Origin of the sequence: Mediterraneibacter glycyrrhizinilyticus, assembly GCF_015560805.1 — a bacterium.
GTDB lineage: Bacteria > Bacillota > Clostridia > Lachnospirales > Lachnospiraceae > Schaedlerella > Schaedlerella glycyrrhizinilytica_A.
Genome location: NZ_JADMSO010000010.1, coordinates 56,083 through 78,482, shown reverse-complemented (window position 1 = coordinate 78,482; position 22,400 = coordinate 56,083). Strand labels below are relative to the sequence as shown.

General features: G+C 44.8%; 18 protein-coding genes and 1 tRNA gene. 15 read left to right on the top strand and 4 right to left on the bottom strand.

What is annotated here, in order from left to right:
• Positions 1-2: 2 nt before the first annotated feature.
• The 4 genes from I2H87_RS10745 (at position 3) to I2H87_RS10730 (ending at position 2,911) form a co-directional block, all read left to right on the top strand.
• Positions 3-1,079, top strand: a complete 1,077-nt coding sequence (locus I2H87_RS10745) for a nucleotidyltransferase family protein (RefSeq protein WP_195609938.1) — start codon at positions 3-5, stop codon at positions 1,077-1,079.
• Positions 1,076-2,263: a glycerate kinase family protein gene (locus tag I2H87_RS10740; protein ID WP_195609937.1), complete on the top strand. Its 1,188-nt coding sequence runs from the start codon at positions 1,076-1,078 to the stop codon at positions 2,261-2,263. The genes I2H87_RS10745 and I2H87_RS10740 overlap by 4 nt, the downstream gene beginning before the upstream one ends.
• Positions 2,264-2,337: 74 nt before the next feature.
• A tRNA-Arg gene (locus I2H87_RS10735) sits at positions 2,338-2,409 on the top strand.
• A gap of 91 nt (positions 2,410-2,500) precedes the next feature.
• Positions 2,501-2,911 carry a peptide deformylase gene (locus tag I2H87_RS10730; RefSeq protein ID WP_195609936.1) on the top strand — a complete coding sequence of 137 codons (411 nt, stop codon included), beginning with the start codon at positions 2,501-2,503 and terminating at the stop codon, positions 2,909-2,911.
• A gap of 149 nt (positions 2,912-3,060) precedes the next feature.
• On the opposite strand, the gene I2H87_RS10725 is transcribed toward I2H87_RS10730, so the two are convergent.
• Genes I2H87_RS10725 through I2H87_RS10715 form a run of 3 tightly spaced genes read right to left on the bottom strand, consistent with a single transcriptional unit; the run spans position 3,061 to position 5,445 of the window.
• Positions 3,061-3,597: a nucleoside-triphosphatase gene (locus I2H87_RS10725; RefSeq protein WP_009267084.1), complete on the bottom strand. Its 537-nt coding sequence runs from the start codon at positions 3,595-3,597 to the stop codon at positions 3,061-3,063.
• A 32-nt stretch (positions 3,598-3,629) separates the two neighbouring features.
• On the bottom strand, positions 3,630-4,406 hold the full coding sequence (locus tag I2H87_RS10720; RefSeq protein WP_117549962.1) for an ABC transporter ATP-binding protein: 777 nt from the start codon (positions 4,404-4,406) through the stop codon (positions 3,630-3,632).
• A 7-nt stretch (positions 4,407-4,413) separates the two neighbouring features.
• Positions 4,414-5,445, bottom strand: a complete 1,032-nt coding sequence (locus I2H87_RS10715; RefSeq protein WP_009267082.1) for a FecCD family ABC transporter permease — start codon at positions 5,443-5,445, stop codon at positions 4,414-4,416.
• 156 nt (positions 5,446-5,601) lie between these two features.
• Between I2H87_RS10715 and I2H87_RS10710 the strand changes: the two genes are divergently transcribed.
• From I2H87_RS10710 to I2H87_RS10660, 11 genes are all read left to right on the top strand, one after another.
• Entirely contained in the window at positions 5,602-6,765 is a 1,164-nt protein-coding gene (locus I2H87_RS10710; protein ID WP_195609935.1) for an ABC transporter substrate-binding protein, read from the top strand.
• Positions 6,766-7,242: 477 nt separating this feature from the next.
• Positions 7,243-7,452 carry a FeoA family protein gene (locus I2H87_RS10705; protein ID WP_009267080.1) on the top strand — a complete coding sequence of 70 codons (210 nt, stop codon included), beginning with the start codon at positions 7,243-7,245 and terminating at the stop codon, positions 7,450-7,452.
• Between the two features lie 15 nt (positions 7,453-7,467).
• The gene (locus tag I2H87_RS10700; protein ID WP_009267079.1) at positions 7,468-7,689 is read left to right on the top strand and encodes a FeoA family protein; all 222 of its coding nucleotides are present in this window, start codon (positions 7,468-7,470) and stop codon (positions 7,687-7,689) included.
• Positions 7,690-7,826: 137 nt separating this feature from the next.
• The gene (feoB, locus tag I2H87_RS10695; protein ID WP_195609933.1) at positions 7,827-10,001 is read left to right on the top strand and encodes a ferrous iron transport protein B; all 2,175 of its coding nucleotides are present in this window, start codon (positions 7,827-7,829) and stop codon (positions 9,999-10,001) included.
• A gap of 194 nt (positions 10,002-10,195) precedes the next feature.
• A complete protein-coding gene (locus tag I2H87_RS10690) occupies positions 10,196-11,701 on the top strand; it encodes a D-alanyl-D-alanine carboxypeptidase family protein (protein WP_009267076.1) in 1,506 nt (501 codons plus the stop codon).
• A 519-nt stretch (positions 11,702-12,220) separates the two neighbouring features.
• Positions 12,221-15,379: an isoleucine--tRNA ligase gene (ileS, locus tag I2H87_RS10685; RefSeq protein ID WP_195609931.1), complete on the top strand. Its 3,159-nt coding sequence runs from the start codon at positions 12,221-12,223 to the stop codon at positions 15,377-15,379.
• A gap of 4 nt (positions 15,380-15,383) precedes the next feature.
• Entirely contained in the window at positions 15,384-17,879 is a 2,496-nt protein-coding gene (locus tag I2H87_RS10680) for a glycogen/starch/alpha-glucan phosphorylase (RefSeq protein WP_009267074.1), read from the top strand.
• A 9-nt stretch (positions 17,880-17,888) separates the two neighbouring features.
• The gene (locus tag I2H87_RS10675; protein ID WP_009267073.1) at positions 17,889-18,800 is read left to right on the top strand and encodes a hypothetical protein; all 912 of its coding nucleotides are present in this window, start codon (positions 17,889-17,891) and stop codon (positions 18,798-18,800) included.
• Between the two features lie 172 nt (positions 18,801-18,972).
• Positions 18,973-20,004 carry a SpoIID/LytB domain-containing protein gene (locus I2H87_RS10670; protein WP_243273920.1) on the top strand — a complete coding sequence of 344 codons (1,032 nt, stop codon included), beginning with the start codon at positions 18,973-18,975 and terminating at the stop codon, positions 20,002-20,004.
• A gap of 112 nt (positions 20,005-20,116) precedes the next feature.
• Positions 20,117-20,881, top strand: a complete 765-nt coding sequence (locus tag I2H87_RS10665) for a murein hydrolase activator EnvC family protein (protein ID WP_195609929.1) — start codon at positions 20,117-20,119, stop codon at positions 20,879-20,881.
• A gap of 158 nt (positions 20,882-21,039) precedes the next feature.
• Entirely contained in the window at positions 21,040-21,321 is a 282-nt protein-coding gene (locus I2H87_RS10660; RefSeq protein WP_022151667.1) for a GIY-YIG nuclease family protein, read from the top strand.
• Positions 21,322-21,344: 23 nt separating this feature from the next.
• On the opposite strand, the gene I2H87_RS10655 is transcribed toward I2H87_RS10660, so the two are convergent.
• Positions 21,345-22,133 (bottom strand): DeoR/GlpR family DNA-binding transcription regulator, encoded by a 789-nt coding sequence (locus I2H87_RS10655; RefSeq protein ID WP_009267068.1) that lies wholly within the window; start codon positions 22,131-22,133, stop codon positions 21,345-21,347.
• Between the last annotated feature and the right edge of the window lie 267 nt (positions 22,134-22,400).

Sequence of the window (22,400 nt, the reverse complement as noted above, 5' to 3'; positions counted from 1 at the left end):
GTATGAAGATTGCAGCGTTTATTGAAGAGCCGGAAATTCTTTCCGGATTATCTTGTGAAGAGGAAGCAAATCTATATCAGAGGATGAAGCAGGAAAGCAAAGCAGACGCATTGATCGCCGTGATATGCGGAAATTTTCGGCAGGATGGGAGTTGGATGCAGGAAGCACATGACAATCGGGCGAAGCATTTGCAGAAAAAGGGTGTGGATCTGGTTGTGGAACTTCCGGTATACTGCACATTAAATACATTTGATACATATGCGTTTTCCGCAATTTCAACACTGGAAAAATTGAATTGTGTGGACGAATTACTGATTTTGTGCCGGGGTGAGGAAGAACGAATCAGGAAAGAAATCACACAATTTTTGTTCAAAGAGTCTGAAAATGTTGCGTGTGATGACATCAATTCCCATGCGGTGGAGTTTGGAAAAGCAGTAAAACGTCTGTATAGCACGATGAAAGTGCGCTTCCTATCGTTAAATCCATTCAATGGGCAGGAGAAGCCTGATGAGAATCAATTGAGTTCATTTGAAATCAGATTATGGCAGGAATTAAAGAAAAAACTCGGAGAAATAGAAGAACAGAAAAGAAAACAGTATCTAAATGAAATCTCCGGAGGATATGCGCCGATGACGGAGAAGATACTCGAGGCATATCAGAATGATGCAGAGATGAAAGTTTTAGATGAATGTCTTGTGACGGAAAAAAGGTCGCGAGGAGATCTCAGACGATATTTTCTGAGGGCATTGCTCGGGATCCGACAGGTTGAAATTTCAATCTGTGGGTTATATAGTTATGCGCTCTATGTAAATGTAGCAGAGAGTATATCAGAAAAAGAAATCAAGCAGGAATATGAATTTCAAGAAGTGCGTGGGATGCAGATGTCAGATATTGTATTCAATCTTGCGAAAAAAAGTTCCTGGATACCCGTTATTGTAAAAAATCATTCCGGGATCACAAATGGAAGTGCGGCAGGAAAATATACAGAGGGGATGGAACAGTTGGATGAGTCCAGAAACATGCTGCTTTCGATCGAAGATAGGGCAGAAGTATTGTATAAAAGGCTGGTGGAATTATGAAAGCTGTAATTGCAATAGATTCTTTTAAAGGAAGTATGACATCCCTTCAGGCAGGAGAAGCGGCAAAAAATGGGATTCTTCGAGTATTTCCGGAGAGTGAAACGGTGGTATGCCCATTAGCAGACGGCGGAGAGGGAACTGTGGAAGCGCTGACACTTGGAATGGGCGGAGAATTGCAGAGCGTTATGGTGAAAGGTCCGCTGGGAGTATTGGTCAATGCAGTTTACGGAATCGTAGAAAGGGAGACAAAGACTGCGATCATGGAAATCGCGCAGGCTGCAGGCATCACATTGCTGCCGAAAGAAAAATTGAATCCGCTTATTACAACAACATTTGGCGTAGGCGAAATGATCTTGGATGCGATTGAAAAAGGCTGCCGTAATTTTATCATAGGAATTGGCGGAAGCGCGACAAATGACGGCGGAGCAGGAATGCTTCAGGCACTTGGATTTGAGATGTGTGATAAAGATGGAAATGAAATTTCTCTTGGAGCGGTCGGATTGAAAGATTTGGAGTTGATAGGGAAAGAACATGTGATTCCTGAATTACGGGAATGCCAATTTCAGATTGCATGTGATGTGACAAATCCACTTTGCGGACCGCAAGGATGCAGTGCTGTTTACGGACCTCAAAAAGGAGCGGATGCAGAGATGATCCGACAGATGGATGCCTGGCTTTCTAACTATGCTGGGATTGCTCTTTCATTTAAGGAGGAAAGGAAAGCAGAAGATGCGTCTGTAAATCTTGTGAATGTTGGTGTGGACGCTTCGTTTCCGGGTGCAGGTGCTGCCGGAGGGCTTGGATTTGCATTCCGCGTGTTTATGAATGCGGAGCTTCAGTCAGGCATTCAAATAGTACTTTGTGAAACGGAATTGGAAGAAAAAGTGAAAGATGCGGATTATGTGATCACCGGAGAGGGGCGTTTGGATGGGCAGACTGTGATGGGAAAAGCGCCGATCGGAGTTGCGGAGATTGCTAAAAAGTATGGAAAACCGGTACTTGCTTTTTCCGGATGCGTAGCGGAAGACGCCGGAGTATGCAATGAATATGGAATTGATGCATTTTTTTCAATTCTTTGTAATGCAGGAACAATTGCTGAGGTATCAGAATGCGAACAGGCAACGTGGAATATGACAACGACGGTGGAACAGATCTTCCGATTGATTAAAACATTAAAGCATTAATTAAGGGAGTAAGCTGAATAAAGCGGTTGCTTTTCAGTTGGCATGATGATAAAATAAGTAAGTATAAGTGATTTGTTCCATTAGTTAAATGGATATAACGGATCCCTCCTAAGGATCAATTGGGGGTTCGATTCCCTCATGGAACGGTTAACCCAAAGCGTTCGATTATTTGCGGAAATGCAAATAATGGGATGCTTTTTTTGTAAAAAATAACCTTGGGAATAGGGGATGGATAAAATGGTAAAACCAATTATGAAAGATATATTTTTTCTGGGACAAAAATCTGAGCCGGCGACAAAAGCTGATCTTCAAGTAGGAAGAGATTTAATGGATACGTTAGCTGCAAACCGTGAAGGGTGCGTTGGGATGGCAGCGAATATGATCGGCGTGAAAAAACGAGTCATCATTGTAAACATGGGATTTGTGGATGTGGTAATGTTTAATCCTGTATTGCTGAAAAAAGAAGTGCCTTATGAAACAGAAGAGGGATGTTTATCTCTTTCGGGAGTGCGTAAGACAACAAGATATCAGACGATAGAAGTTGAATACTTAGATATGAATTGGAAGAAACAAAATTTGAAACTTGACGGTTGGACTGCACAGATTTGTCAGCATGAGCTGGATCATTTGGAAGGTATATTGATTTAAGGAGCGAAAAATTTACAGGAGTAGTGATACTTTATGGGATCGGAAAGAACATAATCTTACTCAGCTTGTATTTCACAGGTAGATATGGTGACAGAGGTATCTTCCTATATTATTGACGAGGAGTGAAGACGAAACACAGAATTGTTGTTTCATATTTTAAGAATTTTCCGACAGTGTCTGACCAGTTCTTCATCATTCCGGTTTTCCTCGGTGATTTCAAATACATGCACCTGCGGATGATGGCGAATTTTTGTCAAAAAAGGAGCCTCCGTTTTTTGAAGTACGCCGAGGATCGGAACAGATCCGTCCAGTGCAGAAAAGACAGCTCTTTGAAAATCAAGCGCTTTTCCCTCATTGGGACCGAGTTCATCCATGATCATCAGGGATGGAGCATCGGAGTGCAAAAGTGCGGCACAACCAAGACGATTGAAACGTTCGATTGGATCATAAGCAGGATTTCCACATAGGAAAAGAAGATTTTCTTCTGTGGGAATCCTTTGTTTTTCCGGCAGTTTTGCAGAAAAAAGATGGACAGAATAGGAAGTTTCCAGAAAAGCATTGGTGCGAACGGTGTAAAAGCCGGCGGGACACTTCGGATAAACGGCGAGTACTTTTTTCAGGAATGTGGATTTCCCTATTTGTTTTTTCCCGGTCAGAAATACATGATTGACAGAACATTGATTCATATTCAGATCTCCTTTTTCGCTTTTCTATGCGGTTATACCGGCAGACAGATAGTACGTTTGGCGCCGTGGCGGTTTGTGACAGTCAGAACATCCATATCAATTCCATATACCTGTTTCAGGTTTTGTGGTGTGATAACCTGACTTGAAGTTCCAAAAGAAGCAGATTTTCCATCTTTCATAAGCAATACGAGGCTGCCGAGAGAGGCCAGATGTTCCGGGCTGTGAGTGGACATGATGATACAGTATCCATTTTGTGCAAGAGAGCGGATTACATAAGTCAGGCGCTGCTGGTTTGCATAGTCGAGACTGGCGGCAGGTTCGTCCATGATCAGTATTTTTGCAGACTGGCAGATTGCCCGGGCGATCAAAATGAGCTGCCTCTGACCTCCGCTTAAGGAAGTATAGGGACGATTGGCAAGATGCAGTGCATTGACTTTTTCCAGCGCATGGAAGGCTGCCTGACGGTCAATGGATTTCGGCATTTTAAATGCGGAAAAATGGGAAGCCCGTCCCATGATCACGACCTCAAGAGCGGTGTAGGAAAAAATCGGCGTATGATACTGTGGAATGTATGCGATCAGATTTGCACGCTCTTTTGGTGAAAGAGTCTGAATATCAGTCCCATCAATGAAAATGTGTCCGTCTGATAGAGGAAGAGAACCGAGGATCAGACGAAACAGTGTTGTCTTTCCGCAACCGTTCGGACCGGCGAGGCAAACAATATCTCCATGATCTGCATGGAAGTCTACCCCTTTTATGATTTCTTTTTTTCCATAGCCTCCATGTACACTTTGTAGTTCTAAAAGCATTTTTATATTACCCCCTACGTTTGATGATCAGATATACGAAAAAAGGAGCCCCCATGATCGAAGTGATCACACCGAGCGGAAGTTCCATGGAAAGCAGAGAACGTGCAAGGTCATCCATTAAGATCAAATATCCGGCGCCGAGAAGTGCGCTCGCAGGAATCAGGCGTTCATAAGCGGCGCCGACGAAAGCGCGTGCCATATGCGGGATCATCAGCCCTACCCAGCCAATCAGACCGCCGAGGCAGACAGCGGCAGCGCTTAACAGCGTAGAAGCTCCGATAAAAATAAGCCGGTAAGTGCGTATATTGATTCCCAGACTTCGGGCTTCTTCCTCATCCAGAGTCAAAAGATTCATGCGCCAGCGAAGCAGAAAAATGATCAGCAGACCGATCAGCATCGGGATGATACTCCAGAGGAAAGACTTCATTGTTGTTTTGGTCAGACTTCCCATGAGCCAGAATGTGATCTGTTGAAGTACATCATTGGGATCGGCAATATATTTGATCATTGTAACACCGGCATTGCAAAGCGCCATGATCATGGAACCTGTCAGTACAAGGCTTAATGTCTGGGAATGTGCGGATTTGCGGCTGATCAGATAAGATGCCGCAACCGCAGTGATTCCGCCGATAAATGCAAAGATCTGTACCAGCCAGTCTGTGCATCCCATCAGGATCGCAAATGCAGCACCAAGACCAGCGCCGGAAGATACGCCGAGAATATCCGGCGATACAAGCGGATTACGGAACATTCCTTGATAGGAAGAGCCTGCGACTGCGAGGGAAGCTCCGATAAAAGCTGCCGATAAAATCCTTGGCAGACGGATATTCCAGAAAATCGTGACAGCCTGCGGAAGTATTTCTTTGGAATACCCGAATTTGGACAGGAAGGCTTCCACGACTTGAAGCGGAGAAAGCGGATAGTATCCGATCCAGAAAGAACAAAGAAAGATTGCCAAAACAACGGCGAATAAAACGAATAAAAGGACGCGATATTTCCGTCGTTGTATTGTATTAGTTGTATATTCGGAATTATTCATAGGTTATGATCTCCATTCAAGTGAATCTGTTTACTCGCTTGACTTCTATTATTTGTTGTGCTAGTCTCATATCAAACGAATATTTTTTAAAAAGTATTCGATAAAAACAGAATAGCGCAATTCCATGGGAATGTCAATGAAAGCAGGAGGAAGAAAATGAAAAAGAGGGAAAGAAAAGAAAGAAAAAGAAGCATTTCATTAGGAATCGTATTATTTCTGATGGTAGGAGCATTGTCCGGATGTGCAAAAAATGCGGAGCAAGGGGAAAAAAATGTAGTTCAGGATGAAAAACAGGAGACCGAAGCAAAAGAAACGAAAGGTTCGGAAGAGGTACGGGAAATCACAGATATGGCAGGAAGAACCGTGAAAGTTCCGGCGGAGATCGATTCCGTATTTTCACCAAAGCCTACGTCTGCGATTTATTTGTATACGCTGGTTCCGGATAAGCTTTTGGGATGGAATTATGAACTGAATGATATAGAAAAAAGCGTGATCCTTGATGAATATGAGACGCTTCCGAATTTCGGGATGGGGGATTCGATCAATTACGAAGCTGTCATTGCAGAAGAACCGGAAATTGCCTTAAATGTAGGCACGATCAACGATGCATTTATTTCGGAGTGTGATGCCTTATCGGACAGTCTGGGCATCCCGGTTGTCGCGGTGGATGGAGACCTGATGGCAGCTCCGGAAGCTTATCGTTTTATGGGAGATGTATTGGGAGCAGAAGAAGAGGCGGAAAAGTTAGCGGCTTATGCAGAAGAAACGTTTGAAGATATTGCTGAAATGAATGTTCCGGAGGAAGAAAAGATACGGATTTATTATGGAAATGGTGAAGATTCTCTGGAAACCGCGCCTGCCGGAAGTGAGCATGCACAGATTATCGATATGATTCATGCAGTCAATGTGGCGGATCTGGAAATCGGAGACGGATCCCGCGTGCAGATTTCTGCAGAGCAGCTTCTCGCATGGGATCCGGATGTGATCGTTGTAAATGGAGAGCCGAAAGCAGATATGAGCGGAAGTTCTGCGGCAGATGCAATTTTGAACAATCCGGATTATGCTTCTTTAAAGGCTGTGCAGGAGCAGAAAGTATACGGTACGCCGAATGCGCCTTTCAGTTGGGTGGATCGTCCGATTTCAGTGAACCGTCTTGTAGGTGTGCGCTGGTTATCCGGTTTGATTTATCCGGAATATCTGAATTATGATGTTGACGAAGAAGTGTGCGAATTTTTTAAATTATTTTACCATGTAGATTTGACAGAGAAGCAGTTGGAACAGATTTATAACGGAGAGATTACCCAAAGCGAACACTTTTAAACCAGTCTCAAGAATCGTGTGCAGACCATTTACTACGTCAGTATCATTTGGTGTACCCCCTGTACGCCTCAATCTACTTCCTTGTAAAATGATACTGCACACGATTTTGAGACCCTGCGGCATGAAATCTTTCAGAAAAAGCGATTTTCAAGGCAGACAAATGAGCTGTACTGGACGTACAGCGATTGCGGATAACGCAGAAAATCGCTTTATATGGAAGATTTCATGTGTATTGAAAGTGTTCGCTTTGGGTATGGAAAAAGAATAAGATTCTGTTTGATGAACCGTACCGGAGGAAGAGGGACATGTGAGAAAAACGTGTGTCTCTCTTTTTCTTTGAGTAATGAGTTTCATTTTCGCGGAGCATTTGATTGGAGAATTTTATCTGATTGACATAAAATTTAAAAAAAAGTTATTGATTTATAATAGAAGTAAGTGTATACTAACTGCATATGAAAAAGAAAGCAGGTGGAGGATATGCCTTTGACAATGGCAGGAATCGGCACAGAAATGCAGATCAAAAAGATCAATGGAAGAGATGAAACAAAGAGATTTCTGGAAAATCTCGGCTTTATTATCGGCGGAGAGATCATGGTCGTCTCCACGATCAATGGGAATCTGATCGTAAAAGTGAAAGATTCGCGTGTGGCGGTCAGTAAAGAAATGGCAATGAAGATTATCGTTTAGTAGGAGGGAAGTACAATGAGGACATTACGGGATATGAAGTGCGGACAGAGTGCAAAGGTTGTGAAACTTCACGGAGAGGGCGCGGTAAAGCGCAGGATCATGGATATGGGAATTACAAAAAATATTGAGATTTATGTGAGAAAAGTCGCTCCGCTGGGAGATCCGGTTGAGGTAACAGTCAGGGGATATGAGTTATCTTTAAGAAAAGCAGATGCAGAAATGATCGAAGTACAGTAGCAGATTGCGGGTACTTATTTTTTTGAATGACAGTTAGATAAAACTAATATTTATTTATTATGTGTAATATGAAATCCTATAATATAAAGCAGGAAAAGAAAATGTTCCAACATTCAGATGAGAAAGAGAGGATTAAAATGAGAGTAAAAATTGCACTGGCCGGAAATCCAAACAGCGGAAAGACAACATTGTTTAATGCACTGACCGGTTCGAATCAGTTTGTAGGAAACTGGCCGGGAGTTACGGTGGAAAAGAAAGAGGGAAAGATCAAAGGATATACGTCGAAAGCGGAGGAAGCGATCCTGGTAGATCTTCCGGGGGTATATTCCTTATCGCCGTACACATTGGAAGAAGTCGTTTCCAGAAATTTTCTGATCGGGGAGAAGCCGGATGCGATCATCAATATCATAGACGGAACGAATCTGGAACGAAATCTGTATCTGACAACGCAGCTTACAGAACTTGGCATCCCGGTTATTGTCGCAGTTAATATGATGGACCTTGTCAGAAAAAACGGTGAGGTACTGGATATTGAAAAGCTTGGAAAAGATATCGGATGTAAGGTAGTGGAAATTTCAGCTCTGCGCGGAGAGGGGATCGATCAGCTTGCACAGAGAGCGGTTGCGATCGCGAGAGGAAAAAAGAAAAATCAGCCGGCGCATCGTTTTGACGGATGTGTGGAACATGCGCTTGCACATATTGAAGAGGCGATCGCAGGGCGCGTAGACGAAAGTATGGAGCGGTGGTACGCGGTAAAATTATTTGAGCGAGATGAAAAAGTAAGGGAAAGTCTGGATTTGGATCCGGCATTGATCCGGCATATCGAGGAGGATATTGTAAGCTGTGAAACGGAGATGGATGACGATGCGGAAAGTATTATCACGGGAGAGCGTTATAATTATATCGGGAACATTATTGAAGACTGTTATAAAAAACGTGTGAAAAAGACAATGTCAACGTCCGATAAGATCGACAGTATTGTAACGAATCGGTTTCTGGCACTTCCGATCTTTGCGGCAGTCATGTTCCTTGTATATTATGTATCGGTGACGACAGTCGGCACGCTCTTAACGGACTGGACAAATGATACGTTGTTTGGAGCATGGATCATCCCCGGCGCACAAAGTGTATTGGAAGCGATCGGGTGCGCGCCGTGGCTGACCGGACTGCTTGTGGATGGAATCATAAGCGGCGTCGGCGCGGTACTCGGGTTTGTGCCGCAGATGCTCGTGCTGTTCCTCTTTCTTGCGTTTTTGGAGGAATGCGGGTATATGGCGCGTATCGCATTTATTATGGATCGGATTTTCCGGAAATTCGGATTGTCGGGAAAGTCATTTATCCCGATGCTGATCGGAACCGGATGTGGTGTCCCGGGAGTGATGGCTTCGAGAACGATCGAAAATGACCGGGATCGGAAAATGACGATCATGACGACGACATTTATTCCGTGCGGGGCAAAACTTCCGATCATCGCACTGATCGCAGGCGCATTGTTCGGCGGAGCGTCCTGGGTAGCACCGAGCGCATATTTTGTAGGGATCGCGGCGATCATCTGCTCCGGTATCATTTTGAAAAAGACAAAAATGTTTGCGGGAGATCCGGCGCCGTTCGTTATGGAACTTCCGGCATATCATCTTCCGACCGTTGGAAATGTACTGCGGAGCACTTGGGAGCGCGGCTGGTCTTTCATCAAAAAAGCGGGCACGATCATTTTGCTGTCAACGATCTTTATCTGGTTTGCACAGAGCTTCGGATTTGAGGGCGGAACGTTCAAAATGGTTGAAAATATGGAGAACAGTATTTTGGCAGCGATCGGTTCCGGAATCGCATGGATCTTTACTCCGCTTGGCTGGGGGAACTGGAAGCCGGCAGTGGCGGCGATCACCGGTCTTGTGGCAAAAGAAAATGTAGTCGGAACGTTTGGAATTTTATATGGATTTGGAGAAGTGGCCGAAGACGGAGCGGAAATCTGGGGAACACTCTCCGGGGCGATGACGCAGGCAGCGGCGTATTCATTCCTTGTATTTAATCTGTTATGTGCACCGTGTTTTGCAGCGATGGGAGCGATCAAACGGGAAATGAACAACGGGAAATGGTTCTGGTTTGCGATCGGATACCAGACCTTGCTCGCGTATACGGTTTCACTTTGTGTGTATCAGATCGGAACTTGGGTGAGTACAGGTCTATTTGGCGCAGGAACCATTGTGGCGCTTATTTTAATCGCAGCGTTTCTATGGCTTTTGTTCCGACCGTATCAGGAAAACAGAATGCGGAAAATGTCCCAAAATGCGGCGGGAGAAATAAACGCGTAAAAAAATAGAAAGTATGTATTACCGCTGTATGAATGATGGATTTTATGATTCGTACAGCGGCTTTTTTTGGAAAATTTTCAGAGAATCTCTTTAAATATTGCGAAATACTCTTGTAATCTTTTCTTTACATATCTTATGATATGGGATAAAATCGGGTAGAAATGGAAAGTCTAAAAGCAATGGAGGCATACTATATGAGGAAAAAACAGATCCTGCCGTGTGCACTTGCCATTCTGCTCGCTGCGCTGCAGCCCGGGATGACAGTGTTTGCGGATGAGACGACGATAGAAAATACAACCCCGGTGGAAAATGGGGCGGAATCGGCGGCATCTGCGGAGGGAGAGCAAGCCGGAACAACACCGGAAGAAGAGAAAACTCCGGAACAGATCGCAGAGGAAGAACGGGCAAAGCTGGAAGCGGAGAAACAGGCGTCTCTCGAAAGCCAGGCAGATACAAATCTTCTGCCAGGGTGGCCGCAGGGACCGGCAGTGTATGCACATTCGGCCGTGGTCATGGATATGAAAAGCGGCGCGATCCTCTATGCAAAGAAACCGGACGAACAGCATTATCCGGCAAGTATTACGAAACTTTTGACGACACTTGTTGCATTGGAGAATGCGGAACTTACAGAAAAAGTAACATTTTCACAGGACAGTGTGGACATTTTAAACTGGGATGATGCACATATCGGGATGAAACCGGGAGAAGAAATCAGTATGGAAGACGCGCTGTATGCTGTTCTTCTTGCTTCGGCCAACGAAGTATCTTATGCTGTGGCCGAAAGTACCGGGATCAACCGGATGAACGGGGATTACAGTACGTTTATTGCAAGGATGAATGAACGGGCGAAAGAGCTGGGATGTACTGGTTCAAACTGGGTGAACCCGAATGGACTTCACGACGAACAGCATTATACAACCGCACATGATATGGCGCTGATTGCTTCGGAAGTTTATCAAAAAGAACAGTTTCGGAAGATTATGGATACATTGGAGTACCGGATCGGAGTGACGAATCTGACGCAGGAAGAACGTGTATTCCAGCAGAATCATAAGATGCTCTGGTCGGAAAATGCGTACTATTACGAATATTGTACTGGAGGGAAAACCGGATACACAGATCAGGCGATGACAACGCTTGTGACGATGGCAGATAATGGAGAAATGGAACTGGCGGCAGTGATCCTTTATGATTACGGCGTGGATGCATATACCGATACAAGAGCAATGATGGATTATGTATTTCAGAACTTTTCCAAAGTCCCGATTACAAAACTGGAGCAGCCGGAAGAAGTCGCAAAGTATACAAGTGAGGATGCATACATCGTGCTGCCGAATGGAGCAGATACTTCGCAGGTCAAATGTGAGATCACCGAGGTAAAGGGAGAGAAAGGAACAGCGGTTTTTACGATACAGGGGCAGAATGTCGGAAGCACGGAAGTTCTGCTGAGTGATGTATATTTTCAGAAAGAGAAAGACGTACAGGTTTCTGACAGTGACAATAAAAATATTACTGCTGTGACAGGGGAACAAGCGAAAGAGAAACGTCCGGTGAAAAAAATGGTGCTGATCGGGGCATCTGCGGCTGCTGTGCTTGCGGCTGCAGTTGGAGGTCGGATCGTATATGTCCGGTATCAGCGGAATAAGAGGAGAAAACAGAGACGCCGGAGAGTCGGAAGAAACTGTAACGAAGATCATTGAAGAATTGGGAAAATGATCGATTTGAATGAATAGGATGTTTGTGAGCAAAGTGTGTGTGGCTGTATAGGGAAAAGAGCAGATTCACCTCTTGACTAATAATGGCAAGTTTCGTATAATATTTTCTGATAATGATTGAAAAAGACTATGATGAAGACAGTAAGTTTTATCGAAAGTCCCAGCGAGCCGGAGAGGGTGGGAGTCCGGTATGAGTAAGGTATTTCTGAAGATCACTTCTGAGTCGCGGCTGGCGAAACAAAAGGAGTAGGAGCCGACGGAGTTCCACCGTTACCGGAACGCATATAAACGGCGGAAAGCCGGAGTATGTTGTAAAAGGTGGTAATAAGCGAAGTTTCAGACTTTCGTCCTGTTTACAGGACGGAAGTCTTTTGTTTTTTCCGAAGTATGTTTCGGAGAGAAAAATACACTTTTTGCAAAATCTCATGATTGTTTCAATGAATGAAACACAAATGAATCAACAAATGCGTCAAAAAAGGAATCAAGAAGAAAGGATGAAAAGACATGTACAAGAAAGTATCTACTGACATGAATTTTGTAGAGCGTGAAAAAGAAGTAGAAAAATTCTGGGCGGATCATGATATCTTCCAGAAGAGCATGAAAGAGCGGGAGGGCAATCCGATGTATACATTTTATGACGGACCTCCGACTGCAAATGGAAAACCGCATATCGGTCATGTGCTGACCCGAGTGATCAAAGATATGATCCCGCGTTACCGCACAATGAAAGGATATCAGGTTCCGAGAAAGGCAGGATGGGATACCCACGGTCTTCCGGTAGAGCTGGAAGTGGAAAAGCTGCTCGGTCTTGACGGCAAAGATCAGATTGAAGAATATGGTCTGGAGCCGTTTATTGACAAATGTAAAGAAAGCGTCTGGAAATACAAAGGAATGTGGGAAGATTTCTCAAGTACCGTTGGTTTCTGGGCTGATATGGATAATCCGTATGTCACATACGACAACAACTTTATCGAGTCCGAATGGTGGGCATTAAAACAGATCTGGGACAAAGGTCTGCTCTACAAAGGCTTTAAGATCGTACCGTACTGCCCGCGCTGCGGAACTCCGCTTTCCGCGCAGGAAGTGGCACAGGGATACAAAGACGTAAAAGAACGTTCCGCGATCGTCAGATTTAAAGTAAAAGACGAAGACGCGTATATCCTGGCATGGACAACAACGCCATGGACACTTCCGTCCAACCTTGCGCTTTGCGTAAATCCGAAAGAAGATTATGCAAAGGTGAAAGCTGCCGACGGCTATACTTATTATATGGCATGTGCGCTTCTGGATACCGTTCTCGGCAAACTTGCTGACGGAGAAGAAAAGAGCGCATACGAAATTCTGGAGACGTACAAGGGAACAGATCTGGAGGGCAAAGAGTACGAACCACTGTATCAGTGCGCGGCAGATCTTGCAGAAAAACAGAAGAAAAAAGCATTTTACGTTGTATGCGACGAGTATGTTACGTTGACAGACGGTACCGGAGTTGTTCATATCGCGCCGGCATTTGGTGAGGACGACGCAAATGTAGGAAGAAAATATGATCTTCCGTTCGTACAGCTTGTCGATGAAAAAGGAAATATGGCAGAATCCACTCCGTTTGCAGGATTATTTGTAAAGAAAGCGGATCCGGAAGTATTGAAAGATCTGGAATCAAGAGGACAGTTGTTTGATGCTCCGAAGTTCGAACATAGTTATCCGCACTGCTGGAGATGTGACACACCGCTGATCTATTATGCGCGCGAATCCTGGTTTATCAAGATGACAGAAGTAAAAGACGATCTGATCGCCAATAACAATACGATCAACTGGATTCCGGAAAGTATCGGAAAAGGCCGTTTCGGCGACTGGCTGGAAAACGTGCAGGATTGGGGAATCAGCCGTAACCGTTACTGGGGAACACCGCTCAATATCTGGGAATGTGAGTGCGGACATATGCATTCGATCGGAAGTATTGAGGAACTGAAATCGATGTCTGATAACTGTCCGGATGATATCGAACTTCACCGCCCGTATATCGATGAAGTGACGATCCGTTGTCCGAAATGCGGAAAACCGATGCATCGCGTACCGGAAGTGATCGACTGCTGGTTCGACAGCGGTTCTATGCCGTTTGCACAGCATCACTATCCATTTGAAAATAAAGACCTGTTTGAACAGCAGTTCCCGGCGAAATTTATCTCCGAGGCGGTGGATCAGACGAGGGGATGGTTCTATTCCCTGCTCGCGATCTCCACATTGCTGTTTAACAAAGCGCCTTACGAAAATGTAATCGTTCTCGGACATGTACAGGATGAAAACGGACAGAAGATGAGTAAGTCCAAAGGAAATGCCGTCGATCCGTTTGACGCGCTGCAGACTTACGGAGCCGACGCGATCCGCTGGTATTTCTATGTAAACAGCGCGCCGTGGCTGCCGAACCGTTTCCACGGCAAAGCGGTGACAGAGGGACAGCGTAAATTCATGGGAACTCTGTGGAACACGTATGCATTCTTCGTGTTGTATGCCAATATCGATGAGTTCGATGCGACAAAATATACATTGGAATATGATAAACTCAGTGTTATGGATAAATGGCTTCTGTCCAAACTGAATACACTGATCAAAACAGTAGACGATCATCTGGCAAATTATCGGATTCCGGAAAGTGCAAGAGCGCTGCAGGAATTTGTAGATGATATGAGTAACTGGTATGTCAGAAGAAGCCGCGAACGTTTCTGGGCAAAAGGAATGGAACAGGATAAGATCAATGCATATATGACATTGTACACAGCGCTTGTGACCGTATCGAAAGTGGCAGCTCCGATGATCCCGTTCATGACAGAGCAGATCTATCAGAATCTGGTCGGAAGCATTGACGCATCCGCACCGGAAAGTATCCATCTGTGTGACTTCCCGACAGTCAAGGAAGAGTTCATCGATGCGGAACTGGAAGCGAACATGGATCATGTATTGAAACTGGTTGTGATGGGACGTGCATGCCGTAATACATCAAATATCAAGAACCGTCAGCCGATCGGTCAGATGTTTGTAAAAGCAGGATTCGAGCTGCCGGAGTTCTATCAGGAGATCGTTGCGGATGAGCTGAATGTGAAGAATGTGAAATTTACAGAAGATGTGCGCGACTTTACTTCTTACAGCTTCAAACCACAGCTTAAGACGGTCGGACCGAAATACGGAAAAATGCTGGGCGGAATCCGTCAGGGACTGGAACAGCTGGACGGAAATGCGGCAATGGATGAGATCAATGAGACCGGTTCCCTGAAACTGGATGTAAACGGACAGGAGATCACATTATTTAAAGAAGATCTTCTGATCGATACTGCGCAGATCCCGGGTTACGTTTCTGAAAATGACAACGGAATCACCGTAGTACTGGATACCAATCTGACAGAAGAACTTCTGGAAGAGGGATTTGTGCGTGAGATCGTCAGCAAGATCCAGACAATGCGTAAAGAAGCAGGATTTGAAGTGATGGATAAGATCACGGTAACTTATGAGGGCAGTGAAAAAGCAGAGTCTGTTTTTGAAAAGCACGGAGAAGAGATCGGAAACGAAGTTCTGGCAGTTGCAGTGACAAAAGCGCAGCCGGCGGGATATGTAAAAGAGTGGAAGATCAATGGCGAAGCCGTAAATCTTGGCGTTCAAAAAGAGGAGAGATAGCAGTATGGCAGAAAAGAGCGATATTCAGCTTAGAAAAGAATTTGATAAAGAAACATTCAAAGAGATGGTCAAAGAAAATGTGAAGACTTTGTACCGCCGGACGATTGACGAGGCGACACAGCAGCAGTTGTTTCAGGCCGTTTCTTACGCGGTAAAAGAGGCGATCATCGACGACTGGCTGGCAACACAGGAAGCTTACAAGAAAAGTGATGCGAAGACCGTTTATTATATGTCCATGGAGTTTCTGATGGGGCGTGCGCTTGGAAATAACCTGATCAATCTGACAGTTTATGACGGTGTAAAAGAAGCCCTGGAAGAATTGGGACTGGATCTGAATGTGATCGAAGACCAGGAGCCGGATGCGGCTCTTGGAAACGGCGGTCTCGGAAGACTGGCGGCATGCTTTCTGGATTCGCTGGCAACACTGAACTATCCGGCGTATGGATGCGGAATCCGGTATCGCTACGGCATGTTCAAGCAGAAGATCAAAGACGGTTATCAGGTGGAAACACCGGATAACTGGCTTAAAGATGGCAATCCGTTTGAACTGCGCAGAGACGAGTATACAAAAGAAGTGCGTTTCGGCGGAAAAGTACGGTTTGAAAGAGATCCGGAGACCGGAAGAGACAAATTTATCCAGGAAGATTTTGAGTCTGTACTTGCGATCCCTTATGATATGCCGATCGTAGGATATGGAAATCATGTCGTGAACACACTGCGTATCTGGGATGCGAAAGCGATCACAGACTTCCAGCTGGATTCTTTTGACAGAGGAGATTATCACAAAGCGGTTGAGCAGGAGAATCTTGCGAAGACGATCGTCGAGGTACTGTATCCGAACGACAATCATTATGCGGGAAAAGAACTGCGACTGAAACAGCAGTACTTCTTCATTTCCGCAAGTTTGCAGGCATTGATCGAGCGTTATAAAAAAGAGCACGGAGACATCCGCAAGCTGCATGAAAAAGTTGTGATCCAGATGAACGATACGCATCCGACGGTTGCGGTTCCGGAACTGATGCATCTTTTGATCGACGAAGAGGGACTGACATGGGAAGAAGCATGGGATGTAACGACGAAGACGTGCGCATATACCAACCACACGATCATGGCCGAGGCATTGGAAAAATGGCCGATCGATCTGTTCTCCAGACTGCTTCCGCGTATTTATCAGATCGTACAGGAGATCGACCGCCGCTTTGTAAATGAGGTGCGTGCGAAATATCCGGGCAATGAGGAAAAAGTGCGTAAGATGGCGATCCTCTGGGACGGTCAGGTGCGTATGGCCAATATGGCGATCATCGCCGGATTTTCCGTAAACGGCGTTGCAGCGCTCCACACAGAGATCTTAAAGCATGAACAGTTAAAAGATTTTTATGAGATGATGCCGGAGAAATTCAACAATAAAACAAATGGTATCACACAGAGACGATTCCTTGCACACGGAAATCCGCTTCTTGCAAACTGGGTGACGGAGAAGATCGGCAACGGATGGATCACGGATCTGTCGCAGCTGTCCAAGTTGAAACCGCTGGCGGACGATCCGAAATCAAGAGATGAATTTATGCAGATCAAATATCAGAATAAAGTACGGCTTGCAAAATACATCAAAGAACATAACGGAATCGATGTGGATCCACGTTCGATCTTTGACGTGCAGGTAAAACGTCTGCATGAGTATAAACGTCAGTTTTTAAATATCCTGCATGTGATGTATCTGTATAATCAGATCAAAGAGCATCCGGAATTGTCTTTCTATCCGAGAACATTTATCTTCGGCGCAAAGGCTGCGGCAGGGTATCTGCGTGCAAAAGAGACGATCAAGCTGATCAATTCCGTTGCAGACGTAGTCAACAATGACAGAAGTATCAACGGAAAACTGAAAGTCGTATTTATCGAAGACTACCGTGTATCGAATGCGGAACTGATCTTTGCGGCGGCAGATGTCAGCGAACAGATTTCTACGGCGTCGAAAGAGGCATCCGGTACCGGAAACATGAAATTTATGCTGAACGGAGCGCCGACGCTCGGAACAATGGACGGAGCAAATGTGGAGATCGTGGAAGAAGTCGGAGCGGAGAACGCATTTATCTTCGGAATGAGCTCGGAAGAAGTCATCAATTATGAGAATAACGGCGGCTATAATCCGACGGATATTTATTTCAATGACTGGGAACTGAAACGGGTGATCGATCAGTTGATGGATGGCACTTATGCGAATGGCGACCACAATATGTACAAAAATCTGTATAATTCTCTTTTGAATACACAGTGTACAGACCGCCCGGATATGTATTTCATCCTGAAAGATTTCCGTTCTTATGCAGATGCGCAGAGACGTGTGGAGGAAGCATACAGAGATAAAGACAGATGGGCGAGAATGGCGCTGCTCAACACGGCAAGCTGCGGAAAGTTCTCATCAGACAGAACGATCGAGGAATATGTAAGGGATATCTGGAAACTGGAAAAAGTAGAGGTTGCGTCCAAACAGCCGGAATAGGAGGTGCCTATGGGATACTATGATGGTTACAGTTATGAAACGACCGTGTCAGGCGGTGACGCCGTCGGCATAACGATATTATTGATTTATCTGATCGTTTTACTTGTATGGGGACTTGTTTCGCTGGCAGGTTATATTTTAAAAGGGATCGGAATGTACACGATCGCAAAACGGCGTGGAATGGATTATCCGTGGCTTGCCTATGTCCCGTTTGCCCGCGCATATCTGCAGGGAGAACTGGGCGGAGAGATCGTATTGAAAGACAAAAAAATCCAGAATCCGGGAATCTGGCTTCTGGCGCTGCCGTTTATCCACGGAGCAATTTTCTTTATATTTTATATTATTTTGTGGGCAGTCGGGATCGGAGCTTTGATCTCCGCAATGAACAGTTACAGCGGACCGGGAGTCGGATCTGTTATCGCACTGCTTGTTGTGGGCGTTTTGTTTATCGGAGTGATGGTCGTATATTCCGGAATTTATAAGATGCTCCAAGTGTTGGTGGATCATCAGATTTTGGAAAGATTTACTTCAAAAAATATGTCCATTGCTCATGGCGTACTGTCCGCGGTGATCCCGCTTTATGAGCCGATCTGTTTCTTTGTGATGCGGAATAAACCGTTCCGTCCGGGAATGGAACCGGAGGGGATGACATTCGGATTCGGGGGAATGAACGGAGACGGATCCGGGCAGAACATGCAGGGAGAAAATGCACAGGAAGCTCGATTTGAATCGAGTGCTGAGACGCGGCAGGAAAGTGGTTTTGTACCGCAGCGAGGGCTTTTGAACGGTATGCCGGAGAAGCCATCGGTATCGGAGCAGTCTGCAAAGGAGAATGCTCCGGTGATCGAATTACCCGACCTGTCAGAAAATTCGGATATGGAAAATGTATCAGAAAATCCGGAAGGAAATAAAGCAGAATAATCAAAGACAGCTCTTCATATCGTATGGTATGGAGGGCTGTTTTTATTCAATAGGAAAATGAGACCTATTGTGAATAAAGACACTCCGTGGGATCGCACTGTGTCAGAGTAGAATATGGCTGTTTTACAGCCCTGCCGCAGGCGGAGAATCCTGCGGAGCAGAATTCTTATTTATGAGACAGGAAATGATGCGGCAAAGAAGAATACAGCAAAAAATGCGTTCGATGGGAGCGTTTCTTTTGATTTTGATCTTGCTTCCCTATGTGGCGACCGTATTGATCCATGGGGCGGACAGACGAAGTCTGACTGAGAATAGGGACTGTTATGTCAATGTGAAGATCGATGGGGAAAATGGGAACGAATTACGGGCTGTTCCGTGGCAGGAATATTTTCTCGGGGTGCTTGCACTGGAACTTCCGGAGAAAAAAGAGACGGAATTTTGCAAAGCGCAGGCAGTGCTGATCCGGACGAAATTGTATGAAGAACTGAATAGAAAACGAACTGCCGGTGAAGATCTTATTTTGACGGATCGGTATTTAAGTATGGAAGAATTAGAACAGAAAGGCGGAGAAGATTATAAAACATATTATAAAGAATTAAGACGGGCGATGGAGGAAACGGAAAATCAGGTTTTGTTTTATCAGGGGAATTATGCATGGACGCCGTTTCATCAGTCGAGCAGCGGAATGACGAGAAGCGCGCAGGAAGTGACCGGAGAGGAGAACTTTCCCTATCTGGCTGTGCGGGAATGTCCGCTGGATAAGGAAGCAAACGACGAAATGCAGATTTTAGAACTTCCTTATAAGGAAGTACAGACAAAATGTCAGCCTTTTCTTGTTGCGGTGGAAGAGGAACAGGCAGGAAAAACCTATACATTTCCGGATTTTGAAATCCTTTCCTACGATTCGGCAGGATATGTGACGGAATTGCGGATCGGCGAGACCGTCTGTACCGGAGATCAGTTCCGGGACGCATTGTCTCTTTCTTCGAGCGCATTTTCCCTGCAGGAGGGGGAGGAGGGGTTAAAAATCACAACAATGGGAAACGGGCATGGACTGGGAATGAGTCAGTGGACTGCAAATGAGATGGCAAAAGAGGGGAAGACGTATGAAGAGATCCTGCAGTTCTTCTTTGAGGGAACAGAATTAGCGGACGGTGGGGATATGGAGACAATGGTTCATCCCGGAGAGGCATCTGAAAAATGAAAATGAGATAAAAGCGGAAAGAAATATGGTATAATATTTCGGAAGAAAAGTTACCATGCAAAGAGTATAAGTCACCTCATTTCTGGCAAAAATACAGGCAGAGGTGATGAATATGAATAAAAATGAAAAGCCGTCTTTCTTAAAAGGGAAAGGCGCAGCAGTTGCGACGGTCATCTGTTTTGTTGCAGTGATCACAATGGTAGGTGCATTTACATTTCGGAATTATCAAAACCGGATGGAGCAGGAACTTGCCAAAGCAGAGACGGCGGCTGACGAGGAGACAAAAGAGAACAGCGAAGAGACCGCGACGAACGAGATCGTTTTGCCGGAAGCAGAGGGAACGGAAGATGCAGAGACAGCGGAGGAAGACGCTGCGGAAGATGCAGGACAAGCTGCAAACGATGCGCTTTCGTTGGAAGATGGCAGCGCAGAAACAGCGGGGGCGGCAGCCGATGTGTGGTTCAGTGAGGAGAGTATCCTTGAATGGCCGGCGAGCGGAGCGGTTCTGATCAATTACAGTATGGACAAGACTGTTTATTTTGCAACATTGGAACAGTATAAATACAATCCGGCTCTGATCGTAGGCGGTGAAGTGGGAGAGATGATCGGCGCGTCGGCACCGGGTGTTGTGACGAACATCGAGCAGGATGCACAGACCGGTCTCACGGTGACTCTGGATATGGGAAATGGTTATAGCGCGATCTACGGTCAGTTGAAAGAAGTGCCACTGGAAGTGGGGGCCTATGTCAATACAGGGGAGACGATCGGTTATCTGAGCGAGCCTACGAAATATTTTGCAACAGAGGGAGCAAATCTGTATTTTGAAGTACAGAAAGACGGAGCTCCGGTAAATCCAATGGATTTTATGGAGGGGTAAAATGCTGTAACGTGTGTAAGATCATACGGATCAGAGCAGATGAACCCGGCACAAGGTCAGAAATGTGAAATTCCGAAGAAAAGAGAAAACGCGTGGATTTTCATATTTCTGACCGGTGATGCCAAAAGAAACGGAAAGATGACAGAGGATAATGAGAAATGAATTATACATATATTTTACAGTGCAGTGACGGAACTTATTATACAGGCTGGACCAACGATCTTGAGAAGCGGCTTGACGCTCATAACACCGGAAAGGGCGCAAAGTACACAAAAACGCGAAGACCGGTGACGCTTATGTATTATGAGATGTTCGCGACAAAAGAAGAGGCGATGAAAAGGGAGTATGCGATCAAACAGCTGAATCGGAAAAAGAAGACGGAATTGATTGAAAAGTGGAGAGGGGAAAATAAAAAAAACAACGTTCTGCAGGAAAAGTGATGATCCGGCAGAACGTTATTTTTTTAAAGAGAAGAAAGTGAATCTGCAAAACATACCTGCATTCCCTCCGCTTTCAAATCTGAAAGAGGATTTCGGTCGGCAGTTGAATCTGTAATCAACAGATCGATTGCATTTAAATCCAGACTTTTGAATGTGTATGTTTTGCCAAGCTTGTTTCCGGTGGCAACAAGAACAATTTTTCCGGTACAATTGCGGGCGATATTTTCATATATTTTCGCTTCCTGATAAATATTTGTGGTGACTCCGTTTACAGCGTCAATTCCATTGGCACCCAGAAATGCCATGTCTACAAAAATGGAATTGATGACATGTTCCGTATAAGGACCGATGAGCGATTTTGCTTTTAACCGACATTCTCCACCACATAAAATTAACGTGATATGTTCATTTTCAGTGCAGGTTGGAGCGAGCGCGTTATTGGTAACAATCGTAACACGTTTGTTTCCTAAATGTTTGATAATGCTCAATGTAGTGGTACCTGAACCAAGGAAAATGGTAGAGTTGTTGGGAACAAGGTCGGCAGCAGCTTTGCCGATCAAATCTTTTTCAACGGAGTAATCCAGTTTTTTTGCATCGGCAGGTTGTTCGTTTCCAATTTGGATCAGACGAGCTCCGCCGTGGAAACGTTCGATTACATGTTCTTTTTCTAATTCTTCAAGGTCACGGCGTATAGTCAGTTCAGATACTTGCAGTATATCTGAGAGAAAAGAAACACGACAACTGGAATGTTCCTGCAATAAAGTGATCAGATTGCGCCGTCTTTCTTCAATTTGCTTTTTGCTTTGTTTCATGAGTCCTCTCCTGTTCAAATAAATGTACTTTTGTAGAGTTTTATGAATGTTTGCAAAGATGTCTTCAGCTATAAGTATACATGGAAATATATAAAAGGAAAACAAAAAAATGCATAAATTTTCCAACTGTTTTTTGTGCAAAAATAATAAAAGTAAATAAAAAGTTCTTAAAAAATGGGTTAAGAACAATAAATTGTGAAAAAACAATAAAATTAGAATATCTCTGGAAATAATAATTCGTAACTGATGACAATTGACGAAACATTA

What these genes read in the sequence shown, in the direction of transcription:
- I2H87_RS10745 (WP_195609938.1), top strand. Translation starts at nt 3, where the DNA reads ATGAAGATTGCAGCGTTTATTGAAGAGCCGGAAATTCTTTCCGGATTA.
- I2H87_RS10740 (WP_195609937.1), top strand. Translation starts at nt 1,076, where the DNA reads ATGAAAGCTGTAATTGCAATAGATTCTTTTAAAGGAAGTATGACATCC.
- I2H87_RS10730 (WP_195609936.1), top strand. Translation starts at nt 2,501, where the DNA reads ATGGTAAAACCAATTATGAAAGATATATTTTTTCTGGGACAAAAATCT.
- I2H87_RS10725 (WP_009267084.1), bottom strand. Translation starts at nt 3,597, where the DNA reads ATGAATCAATGTTCTGTCAATCATGTATTTCTGACCGGGAAAAAACAA.
- I2H87_RS10720 (WP_117549962.1), bottom strand. Translation starts at nt 4,406, where the DNA reads ATGCTTTTAGAACTACAAAGTGTACATGGAGGCTATGGAAAAAAAGAA.
- I2H87_RS10715 (WP_009267082.1), bottom strand. Translation starts at nt 5,445, where the DNA reads ATGAATAATTCCGAATATACAACTAATACAATACAACGACGGAAATAT.
- I2H87_RS10710 (WP_195609935.1), top strand. Translation starts at nt 5,602, where the DNA reads ATGAAAAAGAGGGAAAGAAAAGAAAGAAAAAGAAGCATTTCATTAGGA.
- I2H87_RS10705 (WP_009267080.1), top strand. Translation starts at nt 7,243, where the DNA reads ATGCCTTTGACAATGGCAGGAATCGGCACAGAAATGCAGATCAAAAAG.
- I2H87_RS10700 (WP_009267079.1), top strand. Translation starts at nt 7,468, where the DNA reads ATGAGGACATTACGGGATATGAAGTGCGGACAGAGTGCAAAGGTTGTG.
- feoB (WP_195609933.1), top strand. Translation starts at nt 7,827, where the DNA reads ATGAGAGTAAAAATTGCACTGGCCGGAAATCCAAACAGCGGAAAGACA.
- I2H87_RS10690 (WP_009267076.1), top strand. Translation starts at nt 10,196, where the DNA reads ATGAGGAAAAAACAGATCCTGCCGTGTGCACTTGCCATTCTGCTCGCT.
- ileS (WP_195609931.1), top strand. Translation starts at nt 12,221, where the DNA reads ATGTACAAGAAAGTATCTACTGACATGAATTTTGTAGAGCGTGAAAAA.
- I2H87_RS10680 (WP_009267074.1), top strand. Translation starts at nt 15,384, where the DNA reads ATGGCAGAAAAGAGCGATATTCAGCTTAGAAAAGAATTTGATAAAGAA.
- I2H87_RS10675 (WP_009267073.1), top strand. Translation starts at nt 17,889, where the DNA reads ATGGGATACTATGATGGTTACAGTTATGAAACGACCGTGTCAGGCGGT.
- I2H87_RS10670 (WP_243273920.1), top strand. Translation starts at nt 18,973, where the DNA reads ATGAGACAGGAAATGATGCGGCAAAGAAGAATACAGCAAAAAATGCGT.
- I2H87_RS10665 (WP_195609929.1), top strand. Translation starts at nt 20,117, where the DNA reads ATGAATAAAAATGAAAAGCCGTCTTTCTTAAAAGGGAAAGGCGCAGCA.
- I2H87_RS10660 (WP_022151667.1), top strand. Translation starts at nt 21,040, where the DNA reads ATGAATTATACATATATTTTACAGTGCAGTGACGGAACTTATTATACA.
- I2H87_RS10655 (WP_009267068.1), bottom strand. Translation starts at nt 22,133, where the DNA reads ATGAAACAAAGCAAAAAGCAAATTGAAGAAAGACGGCGCAATCTGATC.